Consider the following 20,421-nt stretch of genomic DNA (forward strand, 5'->3'; position numbering starts at 1 on the left):
TCATAGATTCAGCCGGATAGCGACAGACTGCGCGTGTGCGTCAAGGCCTTCGGCGCGGGCAATCTCGATTGCCGCAGGTCCGAGCACGCGCAGTTGATCAGGGCCGAGTTTGAGAAGCGACGTGCGTTTCATGTAGTCGAGAACCGACAAGCCGGACGAAAAGCGCGCCGAGCGCGCCGTTGGCAGAACGTGGTTGCAGCCGCCGACATAATCGCCGATCACTTCCGGCGTATAGCCGCCGATGAAGATCGATCCCGCATTACGGATTTTGGGCAGCAATGCTTCCGGATCGGCCGTAGCGATTTCCAGATGCTCGGCTGCAATGCGATTGGCAAGCGGAATGGCTGCCTCGAAATTCTCGACCAGAATAACCGCGCCGAAATCACGCCAGCTCGCGGCGGCAGTTTGCGCGCGCGGGAGGTTGCGGAGCTGTCGTTCGACAGCTTCTTCGACAGCCGAAGCGAGAGCCCCATCATTGGTCATAAGGATCGATTGCGCAGCGGTATCGTGCTCCGCTTGAGCAAGGAGGTCAGCGGCGATCCAGTCGGGATTGTTGTCCTTGTCGGCGATGACCAGCACTTCCGATGGCCCGGCGATCATGTCGATGCCAACCGTACCGAAGACGATACGTTTGGCCGCTGCAACATAGGCGTTGCCGGGGCCGACGATCTTGGCAACCGGACTAATTGTTTCGGTGCCATAGGCGAGGGCAGCGATAGCCTGTGCGCCGCCGACACGATAAATCTCGGAAACGCCAGCCAGACGTGCTGCCACCAGAACCAACGGATTGAGGATGCCGTCGGGTGCCGGGACGACCATGACAATGCGCTCTACACCTGCCACCTTGGCAGGAACAGCGTTCATCAATACGGAACTTGGGTAGCTTGCCGTGCCGCCCGGAACATAGAGCCCCACAGCTTCGATAGCGGTCCAGCGCGAACCGAGCTCAACGCCAAGCGCATCCGTATAACGATCATCTTTCGGCAACTGCCGCGCGTGGTGTTTCTCGATGCGCTCGTGAGCAAGCTTCAGCGCTTCGATCGTCGATGCCGGGGCTATATCGAATGCGGCATCGATTTCAGCTTCAGTGACCGCAATTCCGGTTTTTTCGAGATCGATCCGGTCAAAGCGCCGGGAATAGTCGATGAGCGCACTGTCACCTTCACGACGCACCCGTTCAACGATCTCGCGGGCCGCACGATCGACATCCTCGGACGCCTCGCGTTTGCTGGCCAGAAATGTCGCGAAATTATTCTCGAAATCGGGATCGGTTTGTCTGAGCGTCTTGACCACGCTTCTGTTCCTTCAAATATGCTTTGCCAGACTGGCGTCTGGCTGACGAAAGACGGTTTTGTATAACCCTCTCTTATGCCAGGGCGCTAAGATGCTGACGCTATCCAAGCCCTGAAAATGCTCAATCGCCACACGGGCTTTCCAAATCTCGATGATTCAGCTCATCAAGGGTTGGTATTAGACGTTATGGCGAGGAAGTGATTCTGTTTCCCATGCCGCGCCAAGGTCCGTCATTTGCGCTTCGATACATTCCACTTCAAGACGGATAGCCGCATTTGCCGAGAAAGTCAGTTCTATTGTTCCGGCAGGTGTTTCACCGGCTGTGAACTGAATGGCCATCAGGGAAAGCACTTCATCCGGTTTCTGGCGGTCAATGCCGACTGCCTTGGCTGCGATCACACGGTTGAAGTGCAGAGCGGTACGCCTGCGTTGATATTGCGGCTTGCGCAGGAACTTCGGCTTGCTTTCTTCCCAGACAAAGCGGTTTGCCGTGAGAACGAAGCGCTTCTCGTTCCCGAGATACTGAAGGTCGGATACTTTCAAAACTGCGTCCTGAAGATGAGCGGACAGGACCTGCAAATCCTCCTCATCCAGCGCCACAAGCTTCAACATCTCCATACTCCAGCACCACTTTCCGTTGTCGGTTAATAACTGCTCCCAACAGGCAGAAAATCAATCACCCGCTCGGCCAATTATCAACTTGGCATGTCAAAACAAAAAAATCGACAGGCTTTTCAAGCCTGTCGCCCTTCGATTGGAATCTTTAGCGTAGCGCAAGAAAAAGCCGGAGCGATGAATGTCACTCCGGCTTGGTCAGATCAGCCACTGATACGTTCTACTGTCGCGCCGCAGCGTGACAGTTTTTCTTCCAGGCGCTCAAAGCCGCGATCCAGATGATACACGCGGTTGACCATGGTTTCGCCCTCAGCAGCAAGGCCAGCGATCACAAGCGAAACCGAAGCCCGAAGATCCGTTGCCATCACCTGCGCGCCTTTGAGGCGTTCCACGCCTTCGACGGTTGCAGTCTGGCCGGACAGAGAAATCTTTGCGCCAAGACGTGCCAGCTCCTGCACGTGCATAAAGCGATTTTCAAAAATGGTTTCCGTGATGCGCGACGTTCCCTTGGCCTTGGTCATCAGGCCCATGAACTGCGCCTGCAAGTCGGTCGGGAAACCGGGGAAAGGGTCGGTAGTAACGTCAACGGGATGGATACCATGACCGTTACGGACAACGCGGAGGCCGCTATTGGTCTCGGTGATTTCAGCTCCGGCCTGTCGCAGCGTTTCGAGAGCGGCGGAAAGCTGGCTTTCCTGAGCACCTTCCAGAAGCACATCGCCGCCGGTCATGGCGACGGCCATGGCATAGGTGCCGGCTTCGATACGGTCTGGAATAACACGAACGCGCGCACCCGACAGGTTGGTGACCCCATCGATATGGATAGTGCTGGTTCCGGCGCCGGTGATCTTGGCGCCCATTGCATTAAGGCAGTCGGCGAGATTGACGACTTCCGGCTCGCGGGCGGCATTTTCGATGACGGTTTCGCCCTTGGCGAGGGCTGCTGCCATCAGCATGACATGGGTCGCGCCGACGGAGACCTTCGGAAACTTATAGCGTGCGCCGACGAGACCGTTCCTGGCTTTCGCCTTGGCGTAGCCGTTTTCGATTTCGATGTCGGCTCCAAGAGCTAATAAGGCTTCGAGGAGAAGGTCGACCGGGCGTGTCCCGATAGCGCAGCCGCCCGGCAGGGAAACATTTGCTTCGCCCATGCGGGCGAGAAGCGGCGCAATAACCCAGAAACTCGCACGCATCTTGGATACGAGTTCATAGGGTGCAGTGGTGGTGACGATATTACGGGCAGTAAAATGGATCGTACGCGAATAGGCCCCATCCTGATGTTCGCGGCGTCCGTTAACCGAATAATCCACGCCGTGATTGCTGAGGATGCGGATCAACTGTTCGACGTCAGCCAGATGCGGCACATTTTCGAGCGTCAGCGTATCGTCGGTCAGAAGCGAGGCGATCATCAACGGCAGAGCGGCATTTTTTGCGCCGGAGATTGGAATGATGCCGTTGAGCTTGTTGCCACCAACGATTTTGATGCGATCCATGCTGTGTCACCTTCTGGGCCGATACCTTGCCCGATAAATTTTCACCAAATCCGGCAGCCCTTAAGGCGCGGTGGCGTTGCGTCATGAAATTACGAGTCTTGCGGCCAAATTACGTCAAATACGAATCACAATAGGACGACATCGCTGCGAAGAACAGAAATGAGCTTTTACCGCAGAGCCCCCCTATCTTCAAGGAAGGCTTTGTTGTTGCGATTCTCAGTCGGTATCGTCGCTGGCGGCGGTGATGCCGTCGTTTCGTTCATCCGCTTCGCCTGCGCGACGTGATCTGGATTGTGCTTTGCGGCGCATCAGATTCGCGCGCAACTCCTCGGCCCGGCGTTTTTTGCGCTGGTCCGATTGGGTTTGTTTCTCTTTGTTGGTCGTATTTTCGCTCATGGCGGTCTTCTACTACGGGAGAAAGGGCCGGAAAAGCTGCTTTCAAATGCGTGTCCGGCAGATTTCCACATTATGTGAAAAGAAATGCAATTGCTTGCTTGCGATTTGCGTAATGATGTGGCAGAAGTCCGCCGCACTCAAGAGATTGCTGCGGTAGCTCAGTGGTAGAGCACTCCCTTGGTAAGGGAGAGGTCGAGAGTTCAATCCTCTCTCGCAGCACCATTTCCCCGTTGAAAACAAGGCATATTTGGCTTCATCCTGTACGTGGATGGGGAACAAATGCGCACCGGTGTGCAGTGGTTGGCACACTTGTGCGGCACATATCTGGCACAGCCTGTTCTTTTTCCGTTCACGTTTATTGATTTCCCCCAAGCGATATTTTCGTTTCAAAACTCTACACCAACGTTTCCGACTTCTATTTTTTTGTTTCAAAAAGACGGAGTAATGGGGGGAGTAGTTGACCGCCTGTTGCGCCTCTGCCAGCCTTCCGCCGATTTCTAACGGGAGAAGCCAATGACGAAACGTCTCGACATCACCGCCAGGCAAGTGACCGCAATCTGCGAGGGCGCTAGAAAGGCCGGATGCGTCCCAGAGATTAAGATCGGCAACGCTTATATTCGCCTGATCCCGCAAGAACTCCTGAACGACATCTCGGATGAAATCCCGTACGAGGATAAGGGAAGAGGGTATTTGTGAAAAGCGATCCTTATTCTTATCCACCACGCGGCATGAACCGTGAGGAAGCCGCCCGGTACATCGGTGTCGGCACAACTAAGTTTGACGAACTCGTCAAAGACGGACGTATGCCCAAAGGGAAGCGGATTGACGGACGTGTCGTCTGGGATCGGTATAAACTGGATGCCAGTTTCACCGATTTGCCAGACAATGACCCCCGACCACCCCAGGAAGCGAAGTCCAAACGATCCTACGATCTTTCCATCACCACCTTAGGAAAGCGAGAACAAGATACTCTGGCAGAACTGAGCCGATACGGAGTGGGTGTTAAGGTCAGCAGGCGGGAAATTAAAGGCTGCGGCGGTCAGACGGAAGACCGGCTGACAGCGCGGGGATTTATCGAGACATTCCCAAACCCGAAGTTTCCGGAACGCGTCGGCGGATACGTTCTTAATGAAGCTGGCATGCAAGCCTGGAAGGCAATTATGGCGGAACGCTTGTTCACTTGACGCGGTATCAATGCTCTGACAGCCTGCGGGAAACAGGGGGATGCGAGATGGCTTACGAACAAGGGATGTCGATTGATTACGATGTGGCCAGTCATAAACTGACTATCTATTTTAGAGGCCAGAAAAGAGAGTTTACTGCCCACTTCAACTCCTACGCAGAAGCGGCGGCCCATGGTGAAAAGCTCTGCCGACAGTGGGGATGGAAGGGGTAAAATATGGGTATCTTCGCACAGATTATTGGAACGCTTGGAATGCTGGCCGGTGTGGTCGCTGCTGCGCTCGGTTTCACGCTGACTGGATCAAGTGGCTTTCTGCTTCTGCCGTATGGCGTTGGCCTATTCATTTCCGGCATGCTGATTGTATGCCTCGGCCTTATTGTCGAGCACGTGCACGGAATGAGGAAAGCCCAAGAACGTACCCTTGAGCTTTTGGAAGGCCGCATTCGGAAAGAACCCGCTTAGTCTGCGCGGGAAGCCAATGGTCATCGCAATATATCCAAGTTGCGATAATTTGCTGCATGTACAGATTTCGTTAAATTTCACCTATATGGTTTCGTAACGATTATATGTGCATAAATACTCCACTGAAGGGGCGAGGAATAGAGTGACTAAGGTCAACCCATCAATCCTGCGATGGGCCCGCGAAACCGCCGGGCTCAATCTCGAGGATGCTGCTGCCAAGCTTGGCATCGGCACCGCTCGCGGTATCGCGGGCGAAGATAGGTTGGCTATGCTCGAAAGTGGAGACCTGGAGCCCACTAGGCCGCAGCTCGTTAAGATGGCTACGCAGTACCGTCGTCCTCTGTTGACGTTCTATCTCGCAGAACCGCCATCTGTGGCGGCGCGGGGCCAGGATTTCCGAACGCTCCCTGCAGAATATGCAAAACGGGATATGGCGCTGGTCGATGCTCTTCTCCGAGAGGTACGCGCCCGTCAAGAAATGGTTAGGTCCGTCCTTGAGACCGAGGACGAGGCTGTTCAATTGCGCTTTGTCGGCTCATTCGACCAAAAGCAAGGCGCGGAAAAGCTAGCTGATCGGATACGGGTCGAGCTTGGCTTTGAGTTGCATACGTTCAGGCATGGGGCTTCTTCCAAAGGTTTTTCTTATCTCCGAGGTCTGGCAGAGGCTGCGGGTATCTTTGTCCTGTTGATCGGAAATCTGGGCAGTTATCATAGTGCCTTGAACGTCGAACTATTCCGAGGGTTCGCGCTTGCCGACCCTATTGCACCTTTCGTCGTGATTAATGATCAGGACAGCGAGCAAGCATGGTCTTTCACGCTGCTGCACGAACTAGCACATATCTGGCTCGGTCAAACAGGCGTGAGCGGTGGCCGTTCGTCCAGTGAGATCGAAACATTTTGCAATGATGTAGCAGGGCGCATTTTGTTGCCGAATGCAGAGATTGCGCACGAGCCCTCGCTATTGAATGCTCCTCAAAGGCAAATTTTGGACCGTATTGCCGCTATCGCTGAAGCAAGGCAGGTGAGCTATTCGATGGTTGCCTATAAGCTTTATAGACATGGCATTATTGATCATGATGCCTGGTCTGCCGTTACTGCATTTTTCCGAGCTCAGTGGATAAAAAACCGGGCTGCACAGCGTGAACGGTCCAAAGAAAAGTCAGGTGGACCGAACTATTACGTTGTGCGGAGGCATAAACTCGGAAATCGGCTAGTTGAGCTCTCCAAGCGTATGCTGGCAGAGGGCGCGTTGTCGCCGTCAAAGGCTGCTGCGATCCTCGGCGTTAACCCGAGCAATGTTTACGTTCTTACTGACAGTGCTGCGTAAGGAGAGGCCGTGCATCTTATCGACGCGAACGTGCTGATCACTGCGCACAATTTATACTATCCTCTCGACCGTTTCCCTGAGTTCTGGAGCTGGCTGATACACATGGGGGAAGCTGGTCTGGTTAAGATGCCCCTAGAAATTCTTGAAGAAATAGCCGACGGTTCCCCATTGGACATGTGGCTATGCGAAGATGATAATTTTGAATGTCTCCGGCTTGATGAGGATGTTGACCCATCCTTGGTACAGTCAGTAATTAATAAGTATGCCACCGATCTAAACGATGCCGAGACAATTGAGATTGGGCGTGACCCTTTCTTAATCGCATATGCTCTGGCACAGCCATTACATCGCTGCGTGGTGACCGTGGAAGCTTCAAAACCAAGCACCAAACGCGCTAATCGGCGTATACCTGACGTGTGCAACGATCTAAGCGTGAAATGGTGCAACAGCTTCCAAATGCTATCTGCATTGAATTTCACCACGAATTGGCAATCTTCAATCTAGGTCTTCGCTTATATCACTTTAAGCCGCCATACCCTCTATTTCCTTCGAGGTTACCCGGTGAAGGGCTTTCTCTTCGTCGTAGGCCTTCATAAGCGCTTTGTTGGCCCGCTTTGCGCTTTTGTGCATGGAAAGCATCAGGTACAGCATACCGGCCAATCCTGATCGCTGACGCACGATGCCGGATAGCTGGTTACATTCCCACATCGCGAAGCCCATAGGCATCTGATCCCATGCCTCGTACCAGCTTGATAGATCGGTCTCGATCCAGTCAGAGCAGGCGCGGACAAGATCACTCACGGCCCATAGGCTGTATTTGTCGATCAGTCCCTGCTTCCCCGCTGCTTCTGCCAGGGTGGACAGGACGATACGGGCATGGCCTTCACCATACTTTTCAATCAGTCGGTTGATTGTGGCAACGGCGCGTGTCTGGCCCGGTAGCGGGTAGCTGGTGCCTGGAATAATCTCGATATCAAATTCCGCGCAAAGTTCATGTGCTGTCGTCATGTGAAACGGCCTGCTTGCTGAATTGGAGACTGCACAGAATATATCACATTTGGTGAACAATTCGCTATAATAGATCACATTCATTGAACAATTGTGGATTGCACATGTCGAAGCTCAACAAGCCTATCCGCTCCATGCTCATCAACCGATACGATGGTGCGCGGGTGCTGCACATAAGCGATATCGCCTTCAAGGAACTGGTTTCGGAAGGCTATATTAAGCCAGATAGGCGCAAGGGCTTCTATCGGCTGGGACACATCATCGACGGCCACGCCGAAGCCGTGCGAATGAATAGGATCGTTGCGCCGCATGCGCGGGCGATTACACCCGCTATCATGGCGTGTGAAATTTTCACCTGACTGATCACAATATTCAAAATTCTTACGCTTTATGTTTTTTCGACTGGGACGCGGGTAGGCGGCCAAGTGATGGCTCTTCAGAGCAGCTCCCCCCGCTAATTGTTTCTGATTGCCTGGATTTCCAGAATTCTTTTGCACAATCAGTTTGAACATCGCTCGGCTTGATTGCAATTTCAAATAGACGTTCGATCAAATCATAAATCGAAGTTGCGATGCCCTTTCTCCGGTGGTCGCACCGTATATCTATGCTGTCGCAAATAATCACGCCATCGCCCAAAGCAAATGTTGCATGACCAACATGTGACTGGCTGGCTTCTTCTACGATGCGGAACCATAGTGATCCATTGGTGCAATCGTAAGTTATGCTGCGATCATCAAACTCAAACCGGGCTTGATCCTGCGTTGGCAACCCGGGAGGAACTAATGACAAGTCGAAATAATATCCGACAGGCACCCCCTCAGTTATTCTGAAGGTTTGAAAACTTCCAATTCTCTCCATTATCAAACTGCTCCCTTGTAGAACAATCACCGCAAAATCTAACGCCATTGTTTTGAATTTTTTACCCTTTGGCATTCAATCTTGTCGGACAACGTGAAATCAGGTTGACAGGCGACGAACTTCCCCTGCTCAACTTCGACCAGTGCAAAATCCTCTTCTCCAAAGTGGCGCAGCGCTTCTATCCTGGCGTCATCCTCGTTCGTGGCCTGAAGCTCGATCTTCTTACCGCTGTTGATGATGTCAGTCAGTGACATGGTTGTGACCTTTCAGATGAAGCTGTTATCGATGAGGACGGCAAAACGGATTGTCCTAGATGGAGCGCCGGATTGCACATCGTTGCGGATATAAACGGTGGTAAATGGCGGGAAGGTTTCCGCGCAGAACGTCTGTCTGTCTGGCGGGTCTCCGGCGGTGCTGTTGAGGATCACGTAGGGCATTCGGCCAGTTGGATTGCTGAAGGTGTAAATCTGACGTGTGCCTCCGGCCAAGGTCACCGTGCCTTGAACTGCCATCGTCATTGTTGACATGCCTGGGTACATGCAAAGATTGTCCACAGACGCGGTCAAGGCGTCATACCCAGCGCGGGATACGCGAACGCCATCAGTTGAGAATACGGCTCTCCTGCTCATGCGGCTGTGTACCTGTCTGCTCGATTTTTGAAGATGATGCAGCGGAAGCGGTAATTGCCGCCGTAACTGCTCTGAGTGTCGGTTCCTGCCCAGACCTTCCCATCCTGAACACCCCATTGCCAGAAGTCGTTCATCTCAGATGTCGCCGCTGCGCGATCATTCGGATAGAAGACACGATCCAGCAGGCTGATGCTTGGAAACGCTAGCGGGCAGTAGCCAAGTGTCGGGAACGTGTATGCGCCCCAATGGTAATTATTCGTCCGGTTCAGCGTCACATCAATGACGGCATGGACCTTGAGATAATCGCCATCCGATGAGAACACCGAAGGGCTGCCCCGGTCTGAAGCGTCGTATCCGGGCGTTGATATCCGGAACAGGAAATCGTTGCCCAGCGGGCCAATGTGAATTCTTCTGCTCATGACTGGTACACGATCAATGTGCCGAATTGCCCGCCGGACAAGCCAAGCGTATCAACAATTTCGAACCGGTTGTTATACATCCGAACATTTGCATTCGGGGTTTGCGCGTTGCCGCCTCCCGGCGTGGCCTGCCACATCGTGCTGAAGTATGGGGCATTCGGATCGAGAGGGAATGGCCATGTGACGCCTTGGTTTTGCGGATATGCCGCGCCGCTCGTCCGATAGCCATCCCACATCCAAGAATACCTGGGTATGTGGTTCAAGGCATACGGGAACGTCACGGTTTTAGACGCTGGATTGCCTGCCGGGATCGTCACACGGAAAATCCATCGGATGCCAGCACCTTGAAACCAGTCGCTATCAAACGTCTTGTAGATGTCCGCCAGCGACAGATTATCAGCATCATATCCCGGCTTTGTGGTGATGAGCCGGGGACGATTGCCAGACAGGAAAACACGAACGGACATGCTCAGCCTCCCTGTTCCACGAACGCGAAAAAGTTGACAATGCCGTGGCTGGTTAGCCCATCAGGGTCACGCATTGTCATGGTCTGTCGGTGGTTGATGGATACGAGCCGATTGTCAGGGAGTTCGATTGTGGCACCGAGAACGGCGCGCCTGACCAGATCGCCAACGTGACGACATTCCGGGAAGCCCACGGATCGCGACCAGACATCAAGCTGGATGCTGATCTCAAAGCCAGTGATGCACTCCGCGTCATCGCTCAATTCATCGAACGGCCCGAACGAGACATACGGGAATTCGGCCCCTTCAGGCACAGTGTCATAGACCCGGCCACCAATAACGGCCGACAACGCCGGATCGGCCTTGAGACGGTCATACAGGGCCTTTTGTAGCTCAAGGGACGGTGATGTCATGCCGCCACCTCGCTGACCGCCTTGGCCTGCTCGTAGCGCTCTTTCAGCCATTCCGGGTAGCGTTCTGGCCCGTTCGGGTCGATCTGCTTGCCGATCTGATCTTCGGGCCACCTATGAGCGATCCACGATTGCGTATGTCCCTGCTGAATAGCGGACATCTGAATAAATCCGCCAGCCATGTAATGGCGATTATCGCCCTCGCGTTCTTCCTCACCTTTGACAAACGCGCTATCGGCGCGGCAGGCGCAAACCAGCCGCATGAGAATATCGCCTGTCTCTTCGTTCGGCAGTGGCGGCACTAGGTCGAATTCGTGCATGGTATCCGGCAGATAATTGCACCACGTATCGGCTGGCAATTGAGACCGGACGAACGGTTCTATCGTTATGGATCGGCCGTCGCTCAAATCGACACTCGGCTTTTCGTAGCTGACCACGCGGTACGCCTCATATGCCTGCCGTGCATCAGACCATCCGCCGATGACGCAAGAGACTTCGCTAATCGGGCCTCGGTGCCATTCGCCCCAGACGTTGGTGAAAAGCTTCCGATGAACGGTCTCGCAGAATCCCGCTATGCCTTCCACCAGATCGTCAAAGCTGTTGATCTGCTGGTTGACTTCCCACCGCAAGGCAACGCCGAACGCGCCCGCGCCAGTCGCACCAATGAAGCAGTCATATTCTGGTAGCAGGATGACCTTGGAGACGAAGCCGGATACCTCGCCCGTCTCATAGGTGTAGCAAACCCCGTCCGATGCTACGAGAATGCCATCCGTGCCGACTGATATAGCTAACGCGCTCATGCCCGGCCTCCTATCATCAGTACACATTCGGCCCCAGCTTCACCGCCTGGCACATATCCGCCTGTCGCAAAGTGGTCCAAGGACATGCCGTTATTGATTGCTTCCAGAATGCCCCGGTTCTTTTTCGTCGCCTTGGCGTTCACAACGAACTCGCCATTTGAGAGCTTTGCGAAGATGCTGTCAGATGTCGCAGAACCGGGACCGCGCACGTGACCGCCACCTGCCAGCCGTAAACCGGACCATGGGTCGGAACCGCCACCGCCGAATATGCTGCTGAAGATACTGCCGATCCCGCCACTGCCGCCGCCTCCGAATAGAGCATCCAGACCCGAATTCAGGAAACGGTCAGCCAGTCGGCCCAGAGCATCGGACAGAACATCAGAAGCCTTTGCACCACTGAGAAGGCCAGACACGAGCGTACCGGCGAACTCACGGCCAGCATCGTTGACTTCCTGAATAGCTGCCTGCTGCCTGTCGTATGCTTCGGTCGCCTTGTAGTTTGCCTCCACAAGCTGCTCGATTTGGGCCTTCTCTGCCGCCGTGGCCGCTGCGCCAGCATGGCGAAGAGCAGTCATCTTCTCCTTTTCCAGCGCCGATTTGCCCACCAGAGACGCTTCGAACTGAAGGTCAGCGATTAAATCCTGTACCGCTTTTCGCTCGCGCTCTGCGGCCTTGGCTGCACGGTCACGCGCTTTTTCCTCGTCTGATTTGCCCTTCTTCGTGGTGTCAGGCGGGGTATATGGCTTTACCGGTGGCTCGATTGTGATTGTATCGAGCTTGACGGCGGTAAGCTCGTCCTTGCGGGCTTGTAGGCGCGCCATCTGATCGTCTATGGCCTTTAGCTCGGTTGCTGCATCCTTACCGACCACGCCGAGAACGCTATCTTCCCATCCACCTTTTTGAGCGAGAAGCTGTTCTTTCCGCTTCGAAAGCGTGTCCAGCTCGGCATTAATGCCAGACAGGGTTTTATCTTCAAGGTTCTGCCACGATGACAGGAAGCCTTGCAGCGCGGTTGCTGCTTCAACGATAGCCCCTTTGACCGCCGTACCCATCGTGGTCGCCAGCCGGTTGAAAGCCTTGTCGATTTCATCAGCTTTCTTGATGAAGTCAGCATCGAAGACAGCGCCCATCTTCTCGGCTTCGTTGAGCGTGGCGGTGATGCCTTCGCGGCCTTGCTCAATGAGCCTGACGAACTGTTCGCCACCCTGACCGCCTAGAAGCTCATCGAATATGCGGACGCCTGCCGCTGTATTCTGCAAACGCTTGGTGCGGTCGATGATTTCAAGCAGCAGCGCAGATGGGTCTTTCAGGCGTTCTTTGACTTCAGCGGGTGACATGCCGATCTGCGCGAATGCGTCAGCGCCGCCGCCTTTGCCAGTCTTCACATACTCATCGCCACGAATATTCAGCTCTTTGAAAGCATCGATCATGGCGTCAATGCCGATGCGGTTCTGATCCGCAACATACCGCCACTTCTGGAAATCCTCGACGTTGATACCGGCTGTCTGTGCTTCGCGTCCAAGGTCAGCGAAAGACTTCGTGACAGCCTGTACGCTCGCGGCGAGACCAACCACGCCACCGGCAGCGATGCCCGCAAACAGGCCCTTACCGAACTCGGACACAATTCCTTTCATCTTGGAAAAGCCACGACTAAGCGAGCTTTCCATATTCTTCGCCGCCTTATTGGTGCGGCGCTCCATGTTGCCCATTTCGCCGTCTAGCTTCTTGGTAAGCTTTTCCATCTGCTTTTCAGCCTGGCTGACGCGCAACTCCATGCGCGCATACAATGCGGGTTCATTTGCCATTGTTGAATTCCTTGATTGCCTTGTTCATGGCGCGGCTACGGCGGCTCACAAACTTCTTTTTCAGCAGGCGATACGCAGGCCAGAAGAAGGGATTGGCTGCCATCTCCTGAGTGCCGAATTCCTGCGCCAGCGCGTAATCGTAGGTGGCGCTTTGGCCGTCCTTCACGGCGCGCGTGGTAGCTTCACCGCCAGCGCGCACAACTTGGCCCCCGGTCTCGGTATCGTGATGGCGGATGCTTGGCTTCAGATGCACACCATCTTTTGGGTCCACCGGTGCCATACTGCGGGACACGCGCACCCATTCATCGGCGTTCTGCTCTATGGCCCTGTTGGTCTCCTTGTGGACCTTTTCGGGTAATTGACGCAGACGCCGCTTGAATTCATTGCTGACGTACCATCCTTTAGCCATCGGCGTTCTCCTCCTCATCGGAGAAGGAAGCATCGTCCTCATCAATGCCGTACAGTGTGGCAAGGAGAACCATGGAGGCGAGCGGCGCATATGTCCCTACGCCCCTAGCTTGAATGGCTTCCTTAAGCTGGATGATGCTTTCAGTTAACTTTCTGGCAGTGAGAACCCCGTCTACCCTTGCGTACTGCTTAGTAAGCTTCCAATGCATCAGGTCGGTGCCTGCGGCTGGCTGCGGTCCCAGTGCAAATTCGAGAACGTTCGTGACATCATCCGCCGTCCAAGAGCTGCCCATCAAGCGTTTGAGCGTGGAGATTGCCGATCCATGGTCTAGCTCGAAGTATGGCAATGCATCGCGTTTGATACCGATATTGACGTGATTGCCATTGATCTTTGCGTCTACGGTTAGCGCCGTTGCTGTTTCGGTGCTCATGTTAACTCTCCAAATAAAAATGGGGTGCTCGGGGCTTCGATAAGCGCGCAAAAGCCGAGGTTGTAAGGGCGAAAGTCGCAGTGAGTTTTTCGGTTATTTTCGATAAAACCGTGAAATGCGCTGCTGGAATAAAAAATATGCGAATGTGTTCAGGGCGGGTACGCGCTCGAAGCACTTTCCAGACTTTTACCCTCCCCCCGGTTATCGATAGGCCCTCGTCTGATGATCGAGGCGCTGTTTCAGGCCATCGTGGCAGGTCTTGCAGAGACATTGCAGGTTCGTCTCATCCCAGAACTTGGTCTCACTGCCGCCATGTGGTTCGCGGTGATCGCAAACCAGCTTGGAAGTGTCGGGCTCAAGCAGCCCGCACATCTGACAGGTGAACAGGTCGCGGGTGAATATCTTCATGCGCAGCTTCTGCCACCGGGCGATGCGATACCACCGACGCCACGGCGCTACCTTCACGCGGTGCGCATCACGGTTCTTCTGGCTACCAGGTGTAGGACCAAGGCGAGGCTTCATGGTCGAGACCAGAGGCTTCATCATCTTCAGCTTAGGTCGAGCCATCAGAAGGTCATCCCATCCGTGTGCTGCTTAACAGCGGCGAAGATTGCCTTCTGCTCTGCCCTGGTAGGCACACGCCCCATGAACTCGGTGGCACAGGCATAACCTCGCAGGAATAGCTCGGTCTCGTATCGGGCGCGGGTGCCGAACTCATCCTGAACTCGCTGGAGCGTATTCACAGCATCTATACCGAATAGCTCTTCGATTGGCCTGTCGAATGAGGTGTCTTTCTCTTCGGTCATCACGCATCACGTCCTTTCTTCACCATCAGCATCCAGCCATCACATGTGCCGGGTTCCTCGGTTTCCTTGAGAGAGCGGAGAGCAATCCAGGCGCTGCCGTGGAAGGTGGTAACGTCGCCCTTGGAGTAGTTCTGTGCTCGCTGGTAGATGCCCCGATACTGGATGCCGCCTTCTTCCAATGCCTCCAATCTCTTGGTGAAGGATTTGATTTCCTCAGCCTGCCGTTCGAACTTTCGGGCAACGGCTACATTATGGACTGCCTGTTCGATCAGGCTCCGCCGAAGCGATGGCGGGCGCGTCAAATCGGCTTCGGTGAGACCCGCTGTTTTGATGTGTTGGCGGTAATCTTTTTCGGCTTCTTCAAGAACCGAGAGCCAGTACCGATCATCTTCCGTCTTCGCGTCAAATCCATCTGTAAGATTATCGCCCGTATCGATAACCGCTGGTAAGGCTGGCGGCATCGGTGTGGGTGTGCCGTCGATAACCTGCCAGTCCGTTCCATCTCCGGGGCGCTGGCCGGTGCTTTTCTTCGCCTGCCATATGGCTCCACGGTGCTGGACGATAGCGCCATGGTCATACCGTTGAGGCTCAAACGGCGGCAGGCCCTTTTGACCGGCAAGCAGGCGGGCTTGTATCTTCTTCAGTCCTTCGGCATCGGCCCGCATGAGAGCAACAGCTTCAAGATGAGGCTCGCTGTTATAGTGATGATACTCCATATCTCCAGCAGCCTTTTCCAAGCGGCGAATTTCTAGCGCCACCTGGGTCTCGGTCAGTTCGTCTGGCCGTTGCTTCTGTAAGAATTCCTTGAGGCTCATGGCCGATCCTCCCCGATTTCGTGAATGATCCCGTTTTCGAGGCACCACTCGATTGATGAAGGTTCTTCATCGGATGCGGTGTCCCGGATCGTAGAAACGTCTATGCCGGTGCGCTGTGCGATGATGGTGATCAGATCGGCGTCAATCGCCCGGAACTGATCTGCCTGACGCTGGAAATCACCAGTCGTCCACGAAGTGACCGAGTATTCCCCGCATCGTGTCTGATGAATGAGGAACGACGCTTTCCGGCTGGCTATCCTCCGATCTGCTGCCAATGCGATCAACAGGCCACCGCTTTCACAGCTACCGACGATATGAGCGGTCTTGCGTTCAGCGGGATGGTCACGAAGCTGCTTGTGGAGCAACATTGCCGGGAAGCACTCGCCACCGGGACAGTCGATAATCAGGTCGATGGAATGCGCCGCCGGTACCGAAGCGAGCTTTTCCATTACGTCACAGAATAGCTCTTCGGTGATCGATCCCTTGATGTCGATCTGGATATGACGGACGTAGTTGCCCTTGGCGCGGTGACGCTCGGCAAGCTTGAGATTGCGCTGCTTCACGGCCTCGGTCGGTTCCAGGCTGATGCCATCATCTGAGAACATGCTGATGATCATCGGCACCAACTCCGGGCAAGTTTCAGGAAGTTGTCGATAAGGCCGCGTGTGGCCTTGCTGCCGTTGATTGCTGGATGATCTGGCGAGAGACCTGCCCGCAGAGCTTCCCGATGGAAATCTTCGCCAGCTTTCAGAAGGGTATCGAGTGTCTCCACCGCTTCGAGCACGGCGACGGCATAGGCCGCATAAACCGGCTGTAGTTCCTGATTGGCCGACTGGACATATTCGCGATTGAGAGCGTTGAAGGTGCCGCTTGTCTCGGTATCCTGATTGACAAGCTCGGCCAGATTGTCGGCTGCATCATCAATTTGAACCTGGCTCGGAATTGACCGAACTGTTACGCCAGCCTCGGCATTGCTGCGGCTCAACCGCATATCGGAAAGCTCGCGCGCTGCTAACGCTCTAGCGTTCCGGGTTGCTTCATATGCCTGTCCCGCTTCAACAAGCTGGCGGGGCTTCTCTGGAAGGCGAAGAGCGCGGGTGAAGTATTCCGCGCCCTGCTGGTCTTTGGTGTTCCGGGTCATGTTGGGTGCCTTGTTTGCCATTGCTGACAAATCTATCACCCCGCATCGTCACGACCCGTCACGCGTGACATAATCCCGGAAGGCGACTTCAAGAGCCTCCTTGACCCGCTCCGGATCGTCATCGTCCCATTCTTTCAGATGGCCGGTTTCGATGAGGAAATCTCTGACGGCTTCACCTGGAAGCGCAAGCGGAAATATGACATCGCCCCGGCGTTGACGGGCGCGGCAATCACGTTGACGCTCTGCTGCCGTCCTGGGACGTTCGCTGCTGGTTCTCCTGATCAATTCGCCCTCGCTTGGATAAGAACGCTCTCTGCGGCGGCAAGTGTGGCCTCAACCACGGTCAAGCCAAACTGCCGACGAAGCGCCGGGATGATCGGGTGCGGCCTGTCGCGTTCTGGTGTTGTCGCCAACCAGCGGGCTGCCTCGGTCACGCGGGAATTTGATTGGTCGGTCATGCCCGCTTCCTTTCTTCGAGGCGAGCGACCTTGCCGTCGCCCTGCTTGTTCGGAATGCCATAGATCACTTCCATCGCCGCCTTACGGATAAGACGCGGCATGGCATCGATTACGTTCGACGGCTTGGCATCGGCCCATGTGAAGAGATCAAGCTGGATCATGCGGTGATTGCCTCCGACTTCCAGTTTTCCACGACACGCGGGAATAGCGTTCCGGCCATTACCCGTTCAATTGCTGTCGAGACATGACGAGGCGGCAAGCCAAGGTTTCGTACAAATGCCTTCGCATCTTCTGGATTTACAAGCTTCGGAAAGGGCTGATTTGCTCCGCTCGCGTGTGCGTACGTAGATGCCTCTTCCTTATCCTCCAAAGCCCCATGATCTGGCCGTGGCGGTGATTTTGATTGTGTTTGTGAATATGATGGTGGTTGTGATGGTGATTGTGACTGCTTTCCATCGGCTTTATGCCGATCAAAAACCGGGCTTTCTGTCGGCTTTTCATCGGCTTTATCATTCTTGCGAGGGCGACCGCCCTTTTTTCCGTTTTCAGATTGGTTTTTGTGCTTCGTTTCCGATGTGGCTCGGATATCGGCGGTACGTTTATGTACCCAAAGGTAATCATACAGCGGGGCTAACGTGTCACGGATATAAGGCCACCTGTCGGCGTCCACATGCGCGATACGGCGCAACCGTTCCTCATCGTGGGGCAACTCGCCGTGTCGCCACTGATGCAGGCGAAGGAACATGTGAGCCCCGTACTCTTCAGCGCTGAGAGCGGACGCTTCCGCCAACTCGTCGCCTACGTAGATTTGCATCCATGGCAGATCGATCATACGGACACCTCTTTCTGATAACTTGTCTCTGCGAGCCATTTCATCAGGCCGAGGGGCATCTGCTTTCCTTCCGGCCAATTATCCGCACACCACCGCATGACCTCATCAAAAGACCGTGCGGTGAAACTTTTCGAAGTGTCGGAAAGGCGGGCGAAAAAATTAGGATCATTCTTCACACGCCGAGATACCGACGACAGTGCGCAACCATCCGCTTGTGCGAATGCAGCGCCAGTTTCTATGAGAGTTTGTCGAAGTAGGTTTTCCATGATTTGTTTACTATATGGATAAATCCCGCATACAGCAAGCAAAATGCGTGATACATCGCGCTTTGAAAGTTGCAGAGTTTGAGGGATATTCCTACAATGCTAAATCCATTCACCGACCCGCAAAATTCCGACATCCTCAAGCAGCGCATACAACAGCGTATGGATGCGTTGGGGCTAAACCCGTCGTCCGTCGCACTGCATGCCGAATTGGGCAGATCAGCTGTAAGAGATATTCTTTCCGGTAAGGCTAAGAGCCCCAAGCACATCACACTATACAAGATAGCAGAGGCTCTTGAATGCTCTGCCTCCTACTTGGTTGGTGAGATTGATACGCTTTTTCCGAAAGACGATCCCGAGAAGTGGGTGGCGCTTGATCGTTCAACCATGGAAATCTCCGGCATACTTGAGGCCGGGGTGTATCGCAAAAAAGGCGAGCGGTTTTTGTTAGATGAGGAGCCAACGGGGTATAATCCGATCTGGAACCCCAAAACTATCGAGAACGACAGGAGGTTTCCAGGTCGAAAGCTTGCCATATATGAAATGGGCGACAGCAGTCTTGATGGCCTTCATATTGTTAAGGGTGACATTGTCACGATCCTGCTTGCGGACGATGATAACGTTCAATTGCGTGATGGGCAGATCGTCGTCGCGCTGAATTTGCCTCCAGACATCAAGGAGATGGAACTCAGCGCTCGGCTGGTAAAGAAGGTTGATGGCGCTATTCATCTCTCAACGTTCTCTAAAGATCGCGCATTCCGACCTATAATTATTCCAGATTTTGATGAAAATTCCCGCGACAATAAGCTTCTAAAGTCCTCATATAATGAAGAAGTTAGGATCATAGGTCGCGCAATCAGTTTGACCCGAGATTTTAAAATGTAGGATTTATCACGCATATGTGTTGACGCGTGATAAATCCCGCATTATGGTTCCCTCCATAGGCGATTTGCCCGATGGAGAAACACATGTCAGTCATTCAGAATATACCAAGTCGCGCAGAGCGGCTTATGTCATGCGCCAATACCGTTAATGCCTCGATTGAGGCGAAGATCGAGCGCACAGTGTCCGAATTAGCTGCCCAGGGCAAAGACCCCTCGAAACTGACGGAGGCTGAGATCGAAGCCATGGTTAAGTCTATTGACTGGTCTCGTGACGAACTGGATGTCGCAAGCATCACCCGGCTTGAAGGAATGGCGGCTGTCGTTATTGGCGAGAAAGCCGTCGCTATTATCAATCAGCACATGAAGATCGCGCCGGATGAGCTACGCAGATGCCTGCTCGCCTATTACGCCGCTCTTGATACAGGCGAAATTGGAGGCGCTGAGTGATGGTTTCCCATCCCGCCTTTGGCATCCCGGTTAATCCGGGACGCTTAGCGCCCGTGGTCCGCAAGGTCGTTGCCTTGGGTTTGGCGCTTTCCGCTGACGACGATCTGAGCATCGCGCTCGGCAATGGCGGTCGCGTTCAAGAATATGATGTCCTGACGCCAGACGATCAGGATTTCGTTCTGTATGCGACGCTTGCCACGATCAATCAATACAACGTTGCCGATCTGATCGACGGGATTGTCGAGGATTGGATCAAGGACGGCGCACCGCTCTAAGCGCCCCTCTCAAACAATTCGGAGAATAGCAATGCCGACACAGCAAGGTCAGGCAACCGCCGAAGGTTTGCCAGAAATTGAACATCCAGAGCGCCGTATTAGAAACCTCGCCAAAGAAATTTCATCCGCCTTGGACGATGTTGACGGCTATCGGGTTGTCATCATCTATCCATCTGCTCAGGCAGATTATCCGGTTCAGATTTGTCTCGACGGCGAGTTTTCCGATTTGCTTCAGGCGGTAGTCAAGATGCGCAAGGAATTGAGAGAGGCAGCACAATGAGCAGCCCTGCAGTCCACCGCCTACGCCGTCTCACGCTGGAGAAGTGGATAGAAGACGCTATCGCGCTTCTGGATAGCATGGATGGCGATCCTGATTTCGAGGATGACCGCGAATACGAGGAGGAGCGAGAAATCGACGCCGCAGAAATGGGGATCGCTGATGTTGATGCTATTGCAGAGTATTTCCCCGGCTTCGCATACGGGAGTGTTCTGTAAGGAT

Annotated in this window: 37 protein-coding genes and 1 tRNA gene; 14 read left to right on the forward strand and 24 right to left on the reverse strand. The window is 54.2% G+C overall.

Annotation, left to right across the window (positions count from 1 at the left end; translation table 11 throughout):
• From hisD to KWJ32_RS07580, 4 genes are all read right to left on the reverse strand, one after another.
• Complete coding sequence (gene hisD, locus KWJ32_RS07565; RefSeq protein ID WP_040129976.1) at positions 1 to 1,293, reverse strand: histidinol dehydrogenase; 1,293 nt, start codon at positions 1,291 to 1,293, stop codon at positions 1 to 3.
• A 177-nt stretch (positions 1,294 to 1,470) separates the two neighbouring features.
• Positions 1,471 to 1,911, reverse strand: a complete 441-nt coding sequence (locus tag KWJ32_RS07570; protein ID WP_010658097.1) for a DUF2948 family protein — start codon at positions 1,909 to 1,911, stop codon at positions 1,471 to 1,473.
• Between the two features lie 200 nt (positions 1,912 to 2,111).
• Complete coding sequence (murA, locus tag KWJ32_RS07575) at positions 2,112 to 3,401, reverse strand: UDP-N-acetylglucosamine 1-carboxyvinyltransferase (protein WP_010658098.1); 1,290 nt, start codon at positions 3,399 to 3,401, stop codon at positions 2,112 to 2,114.
• A 216-nt stretch (positions 3,402 to 3,617) separates the two neighbouring features.
• Positions 3,618 to 3,797 carry a hypothetical protein gene (locus KWJ32_RS07580; protein WP_010658099.1) on the reverse strand — a complete coding sequence of 60 codons (180 nt, stop codon included), beginning with the start codon at positions 3,795 to 3,797 and terminating at the stop codon, positions 3,618 to 3,620.
• A 147-nt stretch (positions 3,798 to 3,944) separates the two neighbouring features.
• Between KWJ32_RS07580 and KWJ32_RS07585 the strand changes: the two genes are divergently transcribed.
• The 8 genes from KWJ32_RS07585 (at position 3,945) to KWJ32_RS07620 (ending at position 7,273) form a co-directional block, all read left to right on the forward strand.
• Positions 3,945 to 4,019: transfer RNA gene (locus KWJ32_RS07585), tRNA-Thr, on the forward strand.
• A 57-nt stretch (positions 4,020 to 4,076) separates the two neighbouring features.
• Complete coding sequence (locus tag KWJ32_RS07590) at positions 4,077 to 4,298, forward strand: hypothetical protein (protein ID WP_231771276.1); 222 nt, start codon at positions 4,077 to 4,079, stop codon at positions 4,296 to 4,298.
• A 12-nt stretch (positions 4,299 to 4,310) separates the two neighbouring features.
• Positions 4,311 to 4,493: a hypothetical protein gene (locus KWJ32_RS07595; RefSeq protein WP_231771277.1), complete on the forward strand. Its 183-nt coding sequence runs from the start codon at positions 4,311 to 4,313 to the stop codon at positions 4,491 to 4,493.
• Complete coding sequence (locus KWJ32_RS07600) at positions 4,490 to 4,981, forward strand: hypothetical protein (protein ID WP_231771496.1); 492 nt, start codon at positions 4,490 to 4,492, stop codon at positions 4,979 to 4,981. Before KWJ32_RS07595 ends, KWJ32_RS07600 begins: the two co-directional genes overlap by 4 nt.
• A 47-nt stretch (positions 4,982 to 5,028) precedes the next feature.
• Positions 5,029 to 5,193: a hypothetical protein gene (locus tag KWJ32_RS07605; RefSeq protein WP_231771278.1), complete on the forward strand. Its 165-nt coding sequence runs from the start codon at positions 5,029 to 5,031 to the stop codon at positions 5,191 to 5,193.
• 3 nt (positions 5,194 to 5,196) lie between these two features.
• Positions 5,197 to 5,442 (forward strand): hypothetical protein, encoded by a 246-nt coding sequence (locus KWJ32_RS07610; protein WP_231771279.1) that lies wholly within the window; start codon positions 5,197 to 5,199, stop codon positions 5,440 to 5,442.
• Between the two features lie 142 nt (positions 5,443 to 5,584).
• Positions 5,585 to 6,769, forward strand: coding sequence for an XRE family transcriptional regulator (locus tag KWJ32_RS07615; RefSeq protein WP_231771280.1), 1,185 nt, complete (start codon positions 5,585 to 5,587; stop codon positions 6,767 to 6,769).
• A gap of 9 nt (positions 6,770 to 6,778) precedes the next feature.
• Positions 6,779 to 7,273 carry a DUF4411 family protein gene (locus tag KWJ32_RS07620; protein WP_231771281.1) on the forward strand — a complete coding sequence of 165 codons (495 nt, stop codon included), beginning with the start codon at positions 6,779 to 6,781 and terminating at the stop codon, positions 7,271 to 7,273.
• 18 nt (positions 7,274 to 7,291) lie between these two features.
• Here KWJ32_RS07620 and KWJ32_RS07625 read toward each other — a convergent pair whose 3' ends face one another.
• Positions 7,292 to 7,777, reverse strand: coding sequence for a hypothetical protein (locus KWJ32_RS07625; RefSeq protein ID WP_231771282.1), 486 nt, complete (start codon positions 7,775 to 7,777; stop codon positions 7,292 to 7,294).
• Positions 7,778 to 7,881: 104 nt separating this feature from the next.
• On the opposite strand from KWJ32_RS07625, the gene KWJ32_RS07630 reads away from it, so the two are divergent.
• Positions 7,882 to 8,136 carry a hypothetical protein gene (locus KWJ32_RS07630; protein WP_231771283.1) on the forward strand — a complete coding sequence of 85 codons (255 nt, stop codon included), beginning with the start codon at positions 7,882 to 7,884 and terminating at the stop codon, positions 8,134 to 8,136.
• A gap of 22 nt (positions 8,137 to 8,158) precedes the next feature.
• Here KWJ32_RS07630 and KWJ32_RS07635 read toward each other — a convergent pair whose 3' ends face one another.
• The 19 genes from KWJ32_RS07635 to KWJ32_RS07725 all read right to left on the reverse strand — a co-directional run bounded on the left by KWJ32_RS07635 (position 8,159) and on the right by KWJ32_RS07725 (position 18,053).
• The gene (locus KWJ32_RS07635; RefSeq protein WP_231771284.1) at positions 8,159 to 8,710 is read right to left on the reverse strand and encodes a hypothetical protein; all 552 of its coding nucleotides are present in this window, start codon (positions 8,708 to 8,710) and stop codon (positions 8,159 to 8,161) included.
• A complete protein-coding gene (locus KWJ32_RS07640; protein WP_256885958.1) occupies positions 8,674 to 8,889 on the reverse strand; it encodes a hypothetical protein in 216 nt (71 codons plus the stop codon). The genes KWJ32_RS07635 and KWJ32_RS07640 overlap by 37 nt, the downstream gene beginning before the upstream one ends.
• Positions 8,890 to 8,901: 12 nt before the next feature.
• Positions 8,902 to 9,153 carry a hypothetical protein gene (locus tag KWJ32_RS07645; RefSeq protein ID WP_231771286.1) on the reverse strand — a complete coding sequence of 84 codons (252 nt, stop codon included), beginning with the start codon at positions 9,151 to 9,153 and terminating at the stop codon, positions 8,902 to 8,904.
• A 107-nt stretch (positions 9,154 to 9,260) separates the two neighbouring features.
• Positions 9,261 to 9,683: a hypothetical protein gene (locus tag KWJ32_RS07650; RefSeq protein WP_231771287.1), complete on the reverse strand. Its 423-nt coding sequence runs from the start codon at positions 9,681 to 9,683 to the stop codon at positions 9,261 to 9,263.
• A complete protein-coding gene (locus KWJ32_RS07655) occupies positions 9,680 to 10,150 on the reverse strand; it encodes a hypothetical protein (protein ID WP_231771288.1) in 471 nt (156 codons plus the stop codon). The genes KWJ32_RS07650 and KWJ32_RS07655 overlap by 4 nt, the downstream gene beginning before the upstream one ends.
• A 2-nt stretch (positions 10,151 to 10,152) precedes the next feature.
• Positions 10,153 to 10,560: a DUF3168 domain-containing protein gene (locus KWJ32_RS07660; RefSeq protein ID WP_231771289.1), complete on the reverse strand. Its 408-nt coding sequence runs from the start codon at positions 10,558 to 10,560 to the stop codon at positions 10,153 to 10,155.
• Positions 10,557 to 11,357, reverse strand: a complete 801-nt coding sequence (locus KWJ32_RS07665) for a hypothetical protein (protein ID WP_231771290.1) — start codon at positions 11,355 to 11,357, stop codon at positions 10,557 to 10,559. Before KWJ32_RS07665 ends, KWJ32_RS07660 begins: the two co-directional genes overlap by 4 nt.
• Complete coding sequence (locus tag KWJ32_RS07670) at positions 11,354 to 13,162, reverse strand: hypothetical protein (protein ID WP_231771291.1); 1,809 nt, start codon at positions 13,160 to 13,162, stop codon at positions 11,354 to 11,356. The genes KWJ32_RS07665 and KWJ32_RS07670 overlap by 4 nt, the downstream gene beginning before the upstream one ends.
• On the reverse strand, positions 13,152 to 13,571 hold the full coding sequence (locus KWJ32_RS07675; protein WP_231771292.1) for an HK97-gp10 family putative phage morphogenesis protein: 420 nt from the start codon (positions 13,569 to 13,571) through the stop codon (positions 13,152 to 13,154). The genes KWJ32_RS07670 and KWJ32_RS07675 overlap by 11 nt, the downstream gene beginning before the upstream one ends.
• A complete protein-coding gene (locus KWJ32_RS07680) occupies positions 13,564 to 14,001 on the reverse strand; it encodes a hypothetical protein (RefSeq protein ID WP_256885959.1) in 438 nt (145 codons plus the stop codon). The genes KWJ32_RS07675 and KWJ32_RS07680 overlap by 8 nt, the downstream gene beginning before the upstream one ends.
• Before the next feature lie 201 nt (positions 14,002 to 14,202).
• Positions 14,203 to 14,568 carry an HNH endonuclease signature motif containing protein gene (locus KWJ32_RS07685; RefSeq protein WP_231771294.1) on the reverse strand — a complete coding sequence of 122 codons (366 nt, stop codon included), beginning with the start codon at positions 14,566 to 14,568 and terminating at the stop codon, positions 14,203 to 14,205.
• Entirely contained in the window at positions 14,568 to 14,807 is a 240-nt protein-coding gene (locus tag KWJ32_RS07690; protein ID WP_231771295.1) for a hypothetical protein, read from the reverse strand. The genes KWJ32_RS07685 and KWJ32_RS07690 overlap by 1 nt, the downstream gene beginning before the upstream one ends.
• Entirely contained in the window at positions 14,807 to 15,622 is an 816-nt protein-coding gene (locus KWJ32_RS07695; RefSeq protein WP_231771296.1) for a hypothetical protein, read from the reverse strand. Before KWJ32_RS07695 ends, KWJ32_RS07690 begins: the two co-directional genes overlap by 1 nt.
• On the reverse strand, positions 15,619 to 16,239 hold the full coding sequence (locus KWJ32_RS07700) for an ATP-dependent Clp protease proteolytic subunit (RefSeq protein WP_231771297.1): 621 nt from the start codon (positions 16,237 to 16,239) through the stop codon (positions 15,619 to 15,621). The genes KWJ32_RS07695 and KWJ32_RS07700 overlap by 4 nt, the downstream gene beginning before the upstream one ends.
• Positions 16,236 to 16,763 (reverse strand): hypothetical protein, encoded by a 528-nt coding sequence (locus KWJ32_RS07705; RefSeq protein ID WP_231771298.1) that lies wholly within the window; start codon positions 16,761 to 16,763, stop codon positions 16,236 to 16,238. The genes KWJ32_RS07700 and KWJ32_RS07705 overlap by 4 nt, the downstream gene beginning before the upstream one ends.
• Before the next feature lie 48 nt (positions 16,764 to 16,811).
• Positions 16,812 to 17,048 (reverse strand): hypothetical protein, encoded by a 237-nt coding sequence (locus tag KWJ32_RS07710; protein WP_140022486.1) that lies wholly within the window; start codon positions 17,046 to 17,048, stop codon positions 16,812 to 16,814.
• Positions 17,045 to 17,221: a hypothetical protein gene (locus KWJ32_RS07715; protein WP_231771299.1), complete on the reverse strand. Its 177-nt coding sequence runs from the start codon at positions 17,219 to 17,221 to the stop codon at positions 17,045 to 17,047. Before KWJ32_RS07715 ends, KWJ32_RS07710 begins: the two co-directional genes overlap by 4 nt.
• Positions 17,218 to 17,382, reverse strand: coding sequence for a hypothetical protein (locus KWJ32_RS07720; protein WP_231771300.1), 165 nt, complete (start codon positions 17,380 to 17,382; stop codon positions 17,218 to 17,220). Before KWJ32_RS07720 ends, KWJ32_RS07715 begins: the two co-directional genes overlap by 4 nt.
• The gene (locus KWJ32_RS07725) at positions 17,379 to 18,053 is read right to left on the reverse strand and encodes a DUF1376 domain-containing protein (RefSeq protein WP_256885960.1); all 675 of its coding nucleotides are present in this window, start codon (positions 18,051 to 18,053) and stop codon (positions 17,379 to 17,381) included. The genes KWJ32_RS07720 and KWJ32_RS07725 overlap by 4 nt, the downstream gene beginning before the upstream one ends.
• A 362-nt stretch (positions 18,054 to 18,415) precedes the next feature.
• On the opposite strand from KWJ32_RS07725, the gene KWJ32_RS07730 reads away from it, so the two are divergent.
• The 5 genes from KWJ32_RS07730 (at position 18,416) to KWJ32_RS07750 (ending at position 20,417) form a co-directional block, all read left to right on the forward strand.
• Positions 18,416 to 19,201, forward strand: a complete 786-nt coding sequence (locus tag KWJ32_RS07730) for a hypothetical protein (protein WP_231771302.1) — start codon at positions 18,416 to 18,418, stop codon at positions 19,199 to 19,201.
• Positions 19,202 to 19,284: 83 nt separating this feature from the next.
• Positions 19,285 to 19,647, forward strand: coding sequence for a hypothetical protein (locus tag KWJ32_RS07735; protein ID WP_231771303.1), 363 nt, complete (start codon positions 19,285 to 19,287; stop codon positions 19,645 to 19,647).
• A complete protein-coding gene (locus KWJ32_RS07740; RefSeq protein WP_256885961.1) occupies positions 19,647 to 19,922 on the forward strand; it encodes a hypothetical protein in 276 nt (91 codons plus the stop codon). The genes KWJ32_RS07735 and KWJ32_RS07740 overlap by 1 nt, the downstream gene beginning before the upstream one ends.
• A gap of 31 nt (positions 19,923 to 19,953) precedes the next feature.
• Entirely contained in the window at positions 19,954 to 20,202 is a 249-nt protein-coding gene (locus KWJ32_RS07745) for a hypothetical protein (protein ID WP_231771305.1), read from the forward strand.
• The gene (locus tag KWJ32_RS07750; protein WP_231771497.1) at positions 20,199 to 20,417 is read left to right on the forward strand and encodes a hypothetical protein; all 219 of its coding nucleotides are present in this window, start codon (positions 20,199 to 20,201) and stop codon (positions 20,415 to 20,417) included. The genes KWJ32_RS07745 and KWJ32_RS07750 overlap by 4 nt, the downstream gene beginning before the upstream one ends.
• Positions 20,418 to 20,421: the final 4 nt, after the last annotated feature.

The organism is Ochrobactrum sp. BTU2 (assembly GCF_024539785.1).
GTDB classification, from domain to species: domain Bacteria; phylum Pseudomonadota; class Alphaproteobacteria; order Rhizobiales; family Rhizobiaceae; genus Brucella; species Brucella anthropi.

Excerpts from the sequence above, each read along its gene's own strand:
- KWJ32_RS07745 (WP_231771305.1), top strand. The coding sequence starts at position 19,954 with ATGCCGACACAGCAAGGTCAGGCAACCGCCGAAGGTTTGCCAGAAATT.
- KWJ32_RS07720 (WP_231771300.1), bottom strand. The coding sequence starts at position 17,382 with ATGATCCAGCTTGATCTCTTCACATGGGCCGATGCCAAGCCGTCGAAC.
- KWJ32_RS07580 (WP_010658099.1), bottom strand. The coding sequence starts at position 3,797 with ATGAGCGAAAATACGACCAACAAAGAGAAACAAACCCAATCGGACCAG.
- KWJ32_RS07690 (WP_231771295.1), bottom strand. The coding sequence starts at position 14,807 with ATGACCGAAGAGAAAGACACCTCATTCGACAGGCCAATCGAAGAGCTA.
- KWJ32_RS07695 (WP_231771296.1), bottom strand. The coding sequence starts at position 15,622 with ATGAGCCTCAAGGAATTCTTACAGAAGCAACGGCCAGACGAACTGACC.
- KWJ32_RS07570 (WP_010658097.1), bottom strand. The coding sequence starts at position 1,911 with ATGGAGATGTTGAAGCTTGTGGCGCTGGATGAGGAGGATTTGCAGGTC.
- murA (WP_010658098.1), bottom strand. The coding sequence starts at position 3,401 with ATGGATCGCATCAAAATCGTTGGTGGCAACAAGCTCAACGGCATCATT.
- KWJ32_RS07590 (WP_231771276.1), top strand. The coding sequence starts at position 4,077 with ATGCGCACCGGTGTGCAGTGGTTGGCACACTTGTGCGGCACATATCTG.
- KWJ32_RS07730 (WP_231771302.1), top strand. The coding sequence starts at position 18,416 with ATGCTAAATCCATTCACCGACCCGCAAAATTCCGACATCCTCAAGCAG.
- KWJ32_RS07625 (WP_231771282.1), bottom strand. The coding sequence starts at position 7,777 with ATGACGACAGCACATGAACTTTGCGCGGAATTTGATATCGAGATTATT.
- KWJ32_RS07685 (WP_231771294.1), bottom strand. The coding sequence starts at position 14,568 with ATGGCTCGACCTAAGCTGAAGATGATGAAGCCTCTGGTCTCGACCATG.
- KWJ32_RS07605 (WP_231771278.1), top strand. The coding sequence starts at position 5,029 with ATGGCTTACGAACAAGGGATGTCGATTGATTACGATGTGGCCAGTCAT.
- KWJ32_RS07670 (WP_231771291.1), bottom strand. The coding sequence starts at position 13,162 with ATGGCAAATGAACCCGCATTGTATGCGCGCATGGAGTTGCGCGTCAGC.
- KWJ32_RS07635 (WP_231771284.1), bottom strand. The coding sequence starts at position 8,710 with ATGCCAAAGGGTAAAAAATTCAAAACAATGGCGTTAGATTTTGCGGTG.
- KWJ32_RS07660 (WP_231771289.1), bottom strand. The coding sequence starts at position 10,560 with ATGACATCACCGTCCCTTGAGCTACAAAAGGCCCTGTATGACCGTCTC.
- KWJ32_RS07715 (WP_231771299.1), bottom strand. The coding sequence starts at position 17,221 with ATGACCGACCAATCAAATTCCCGCGTGACCGAGGCAGCCCGCTGGTTG.
- KWJ32_RS07650 (WP_231771287.1), bottom strand. The coding sequence starts at position 9,683 with ATGAGCAGAAGAATTCACATTGGCCCGCTGGGCAACGATTTCCTGTTC.
- KWJ32_RS07705 (WP_231771298.1), bottom strand. The coding sequence starts at position 16,763 with ATGACCCGGAACACCAAAGACCAGCAGGGCGCGGAATACTTCACCCGC.
- KWJ32_RS07645 (WP_231771286.1), bottom strand. The coding sequence starts at position 9,153 with ATGACGATGGCAGTTCAAGGCACGGTGACCTTGGCCGGAGGCACACGT.
- KWJ32_RS07680 (WP_256885959.1), bottom strand. The coding sequence starts at position 14,001 with ATGAGCACCGAAACAGCAACGGCGCTAACCGTAGACGCAAAGATCAAT.
- KWJ32_RS07750 (WP_231771497.1), top strand. The coding sequence starts at position 20,199 with ATGAGCAGCCCTGCAGTCCACCGCCTACGCCGTCTCACGCTGGAGAAG.
- KWJ32_RS07640 (WP_256885958.1), bottom strand. The coding sequence starts at position 8,889 with ATGTCACTGACTGACATCATCAACAGCGGTAAGAAGATCGAGCTTCAG.
- KWJ32_RS07655 (WP_231771288.1), bottom strand. The coding sequence starts at position 10,150 with ATGTCCGTTCGTGTTTTCCTGTCTGGCAATCGTCCCCGGCTCATCACC.
- KWJ32_RS07630 (WP_231771283.1), top strand. The coding sequence starts at position 7,882 with ATGTCGAAGCTCAACAAGCCTATCCGCTCCATGCTCATCAACCGATAC.
- KWJ32_RS07700 (WP_231771297.1), bottom strand. The coding sequence starts at position 16,239 with ATGATCATCAGCATGTTCTCAGATGATGGCATCAGCCTGGAACCGACC.
- KWJ32_RS07740 (WP_256885961.1), top strand. The coding sequence starts at position 19,647 with ATGGTTTCCCATCCCGCCTTTGGCATCCCGGTTAATCCGGGACGCTTA.
- KWJ32_RS07735 (WP_231771303.1), top strand. The coding sequence starts at position 19,285 with ATGTCAGTCATTCAGAATATACCAAGTCGCGCAGAGCGGCTTATGTCA.
- KWJ32_RS07595 (WP_231771277.1), top strand. The coding sequence starts at position 4,311 with ATGACGAAACGTCTCGACATCACCGCCAGGCAAGTGACCGCAATCTGC.
- KWJ32_RS07675 (WP_231771292.1), bottom strand. The coding sequence starts at position 13,571 with ATGGCTAAAGGATGGTACGTCAGCAATGAATTCAAGCGGCGTCTGCGT.
- KWJ32_RS07610 (WP_231771279.1), top strand. The coding sequence starts at position 5,197 with ATGGGTATCTTCGCACAGATTATTGGAACGCTTGGAATGCTGGCCGGT.
- KWJ32_RS07725 (WP_256885960.1), bottom strand. The coding sequence starts at position 18,053 with ATGATCGATCTGCCATGGATGCAAATCTACGTAGGCGACGAGTTGGCG.
- KWJ32_RS07665 (WP_231771290.1), bottom strand. The coding sequence starts at position 11,357 with ATGAGCGCGTTAGCTATATCAGTCGGCACGGATGGCATTCTCGTAGCA.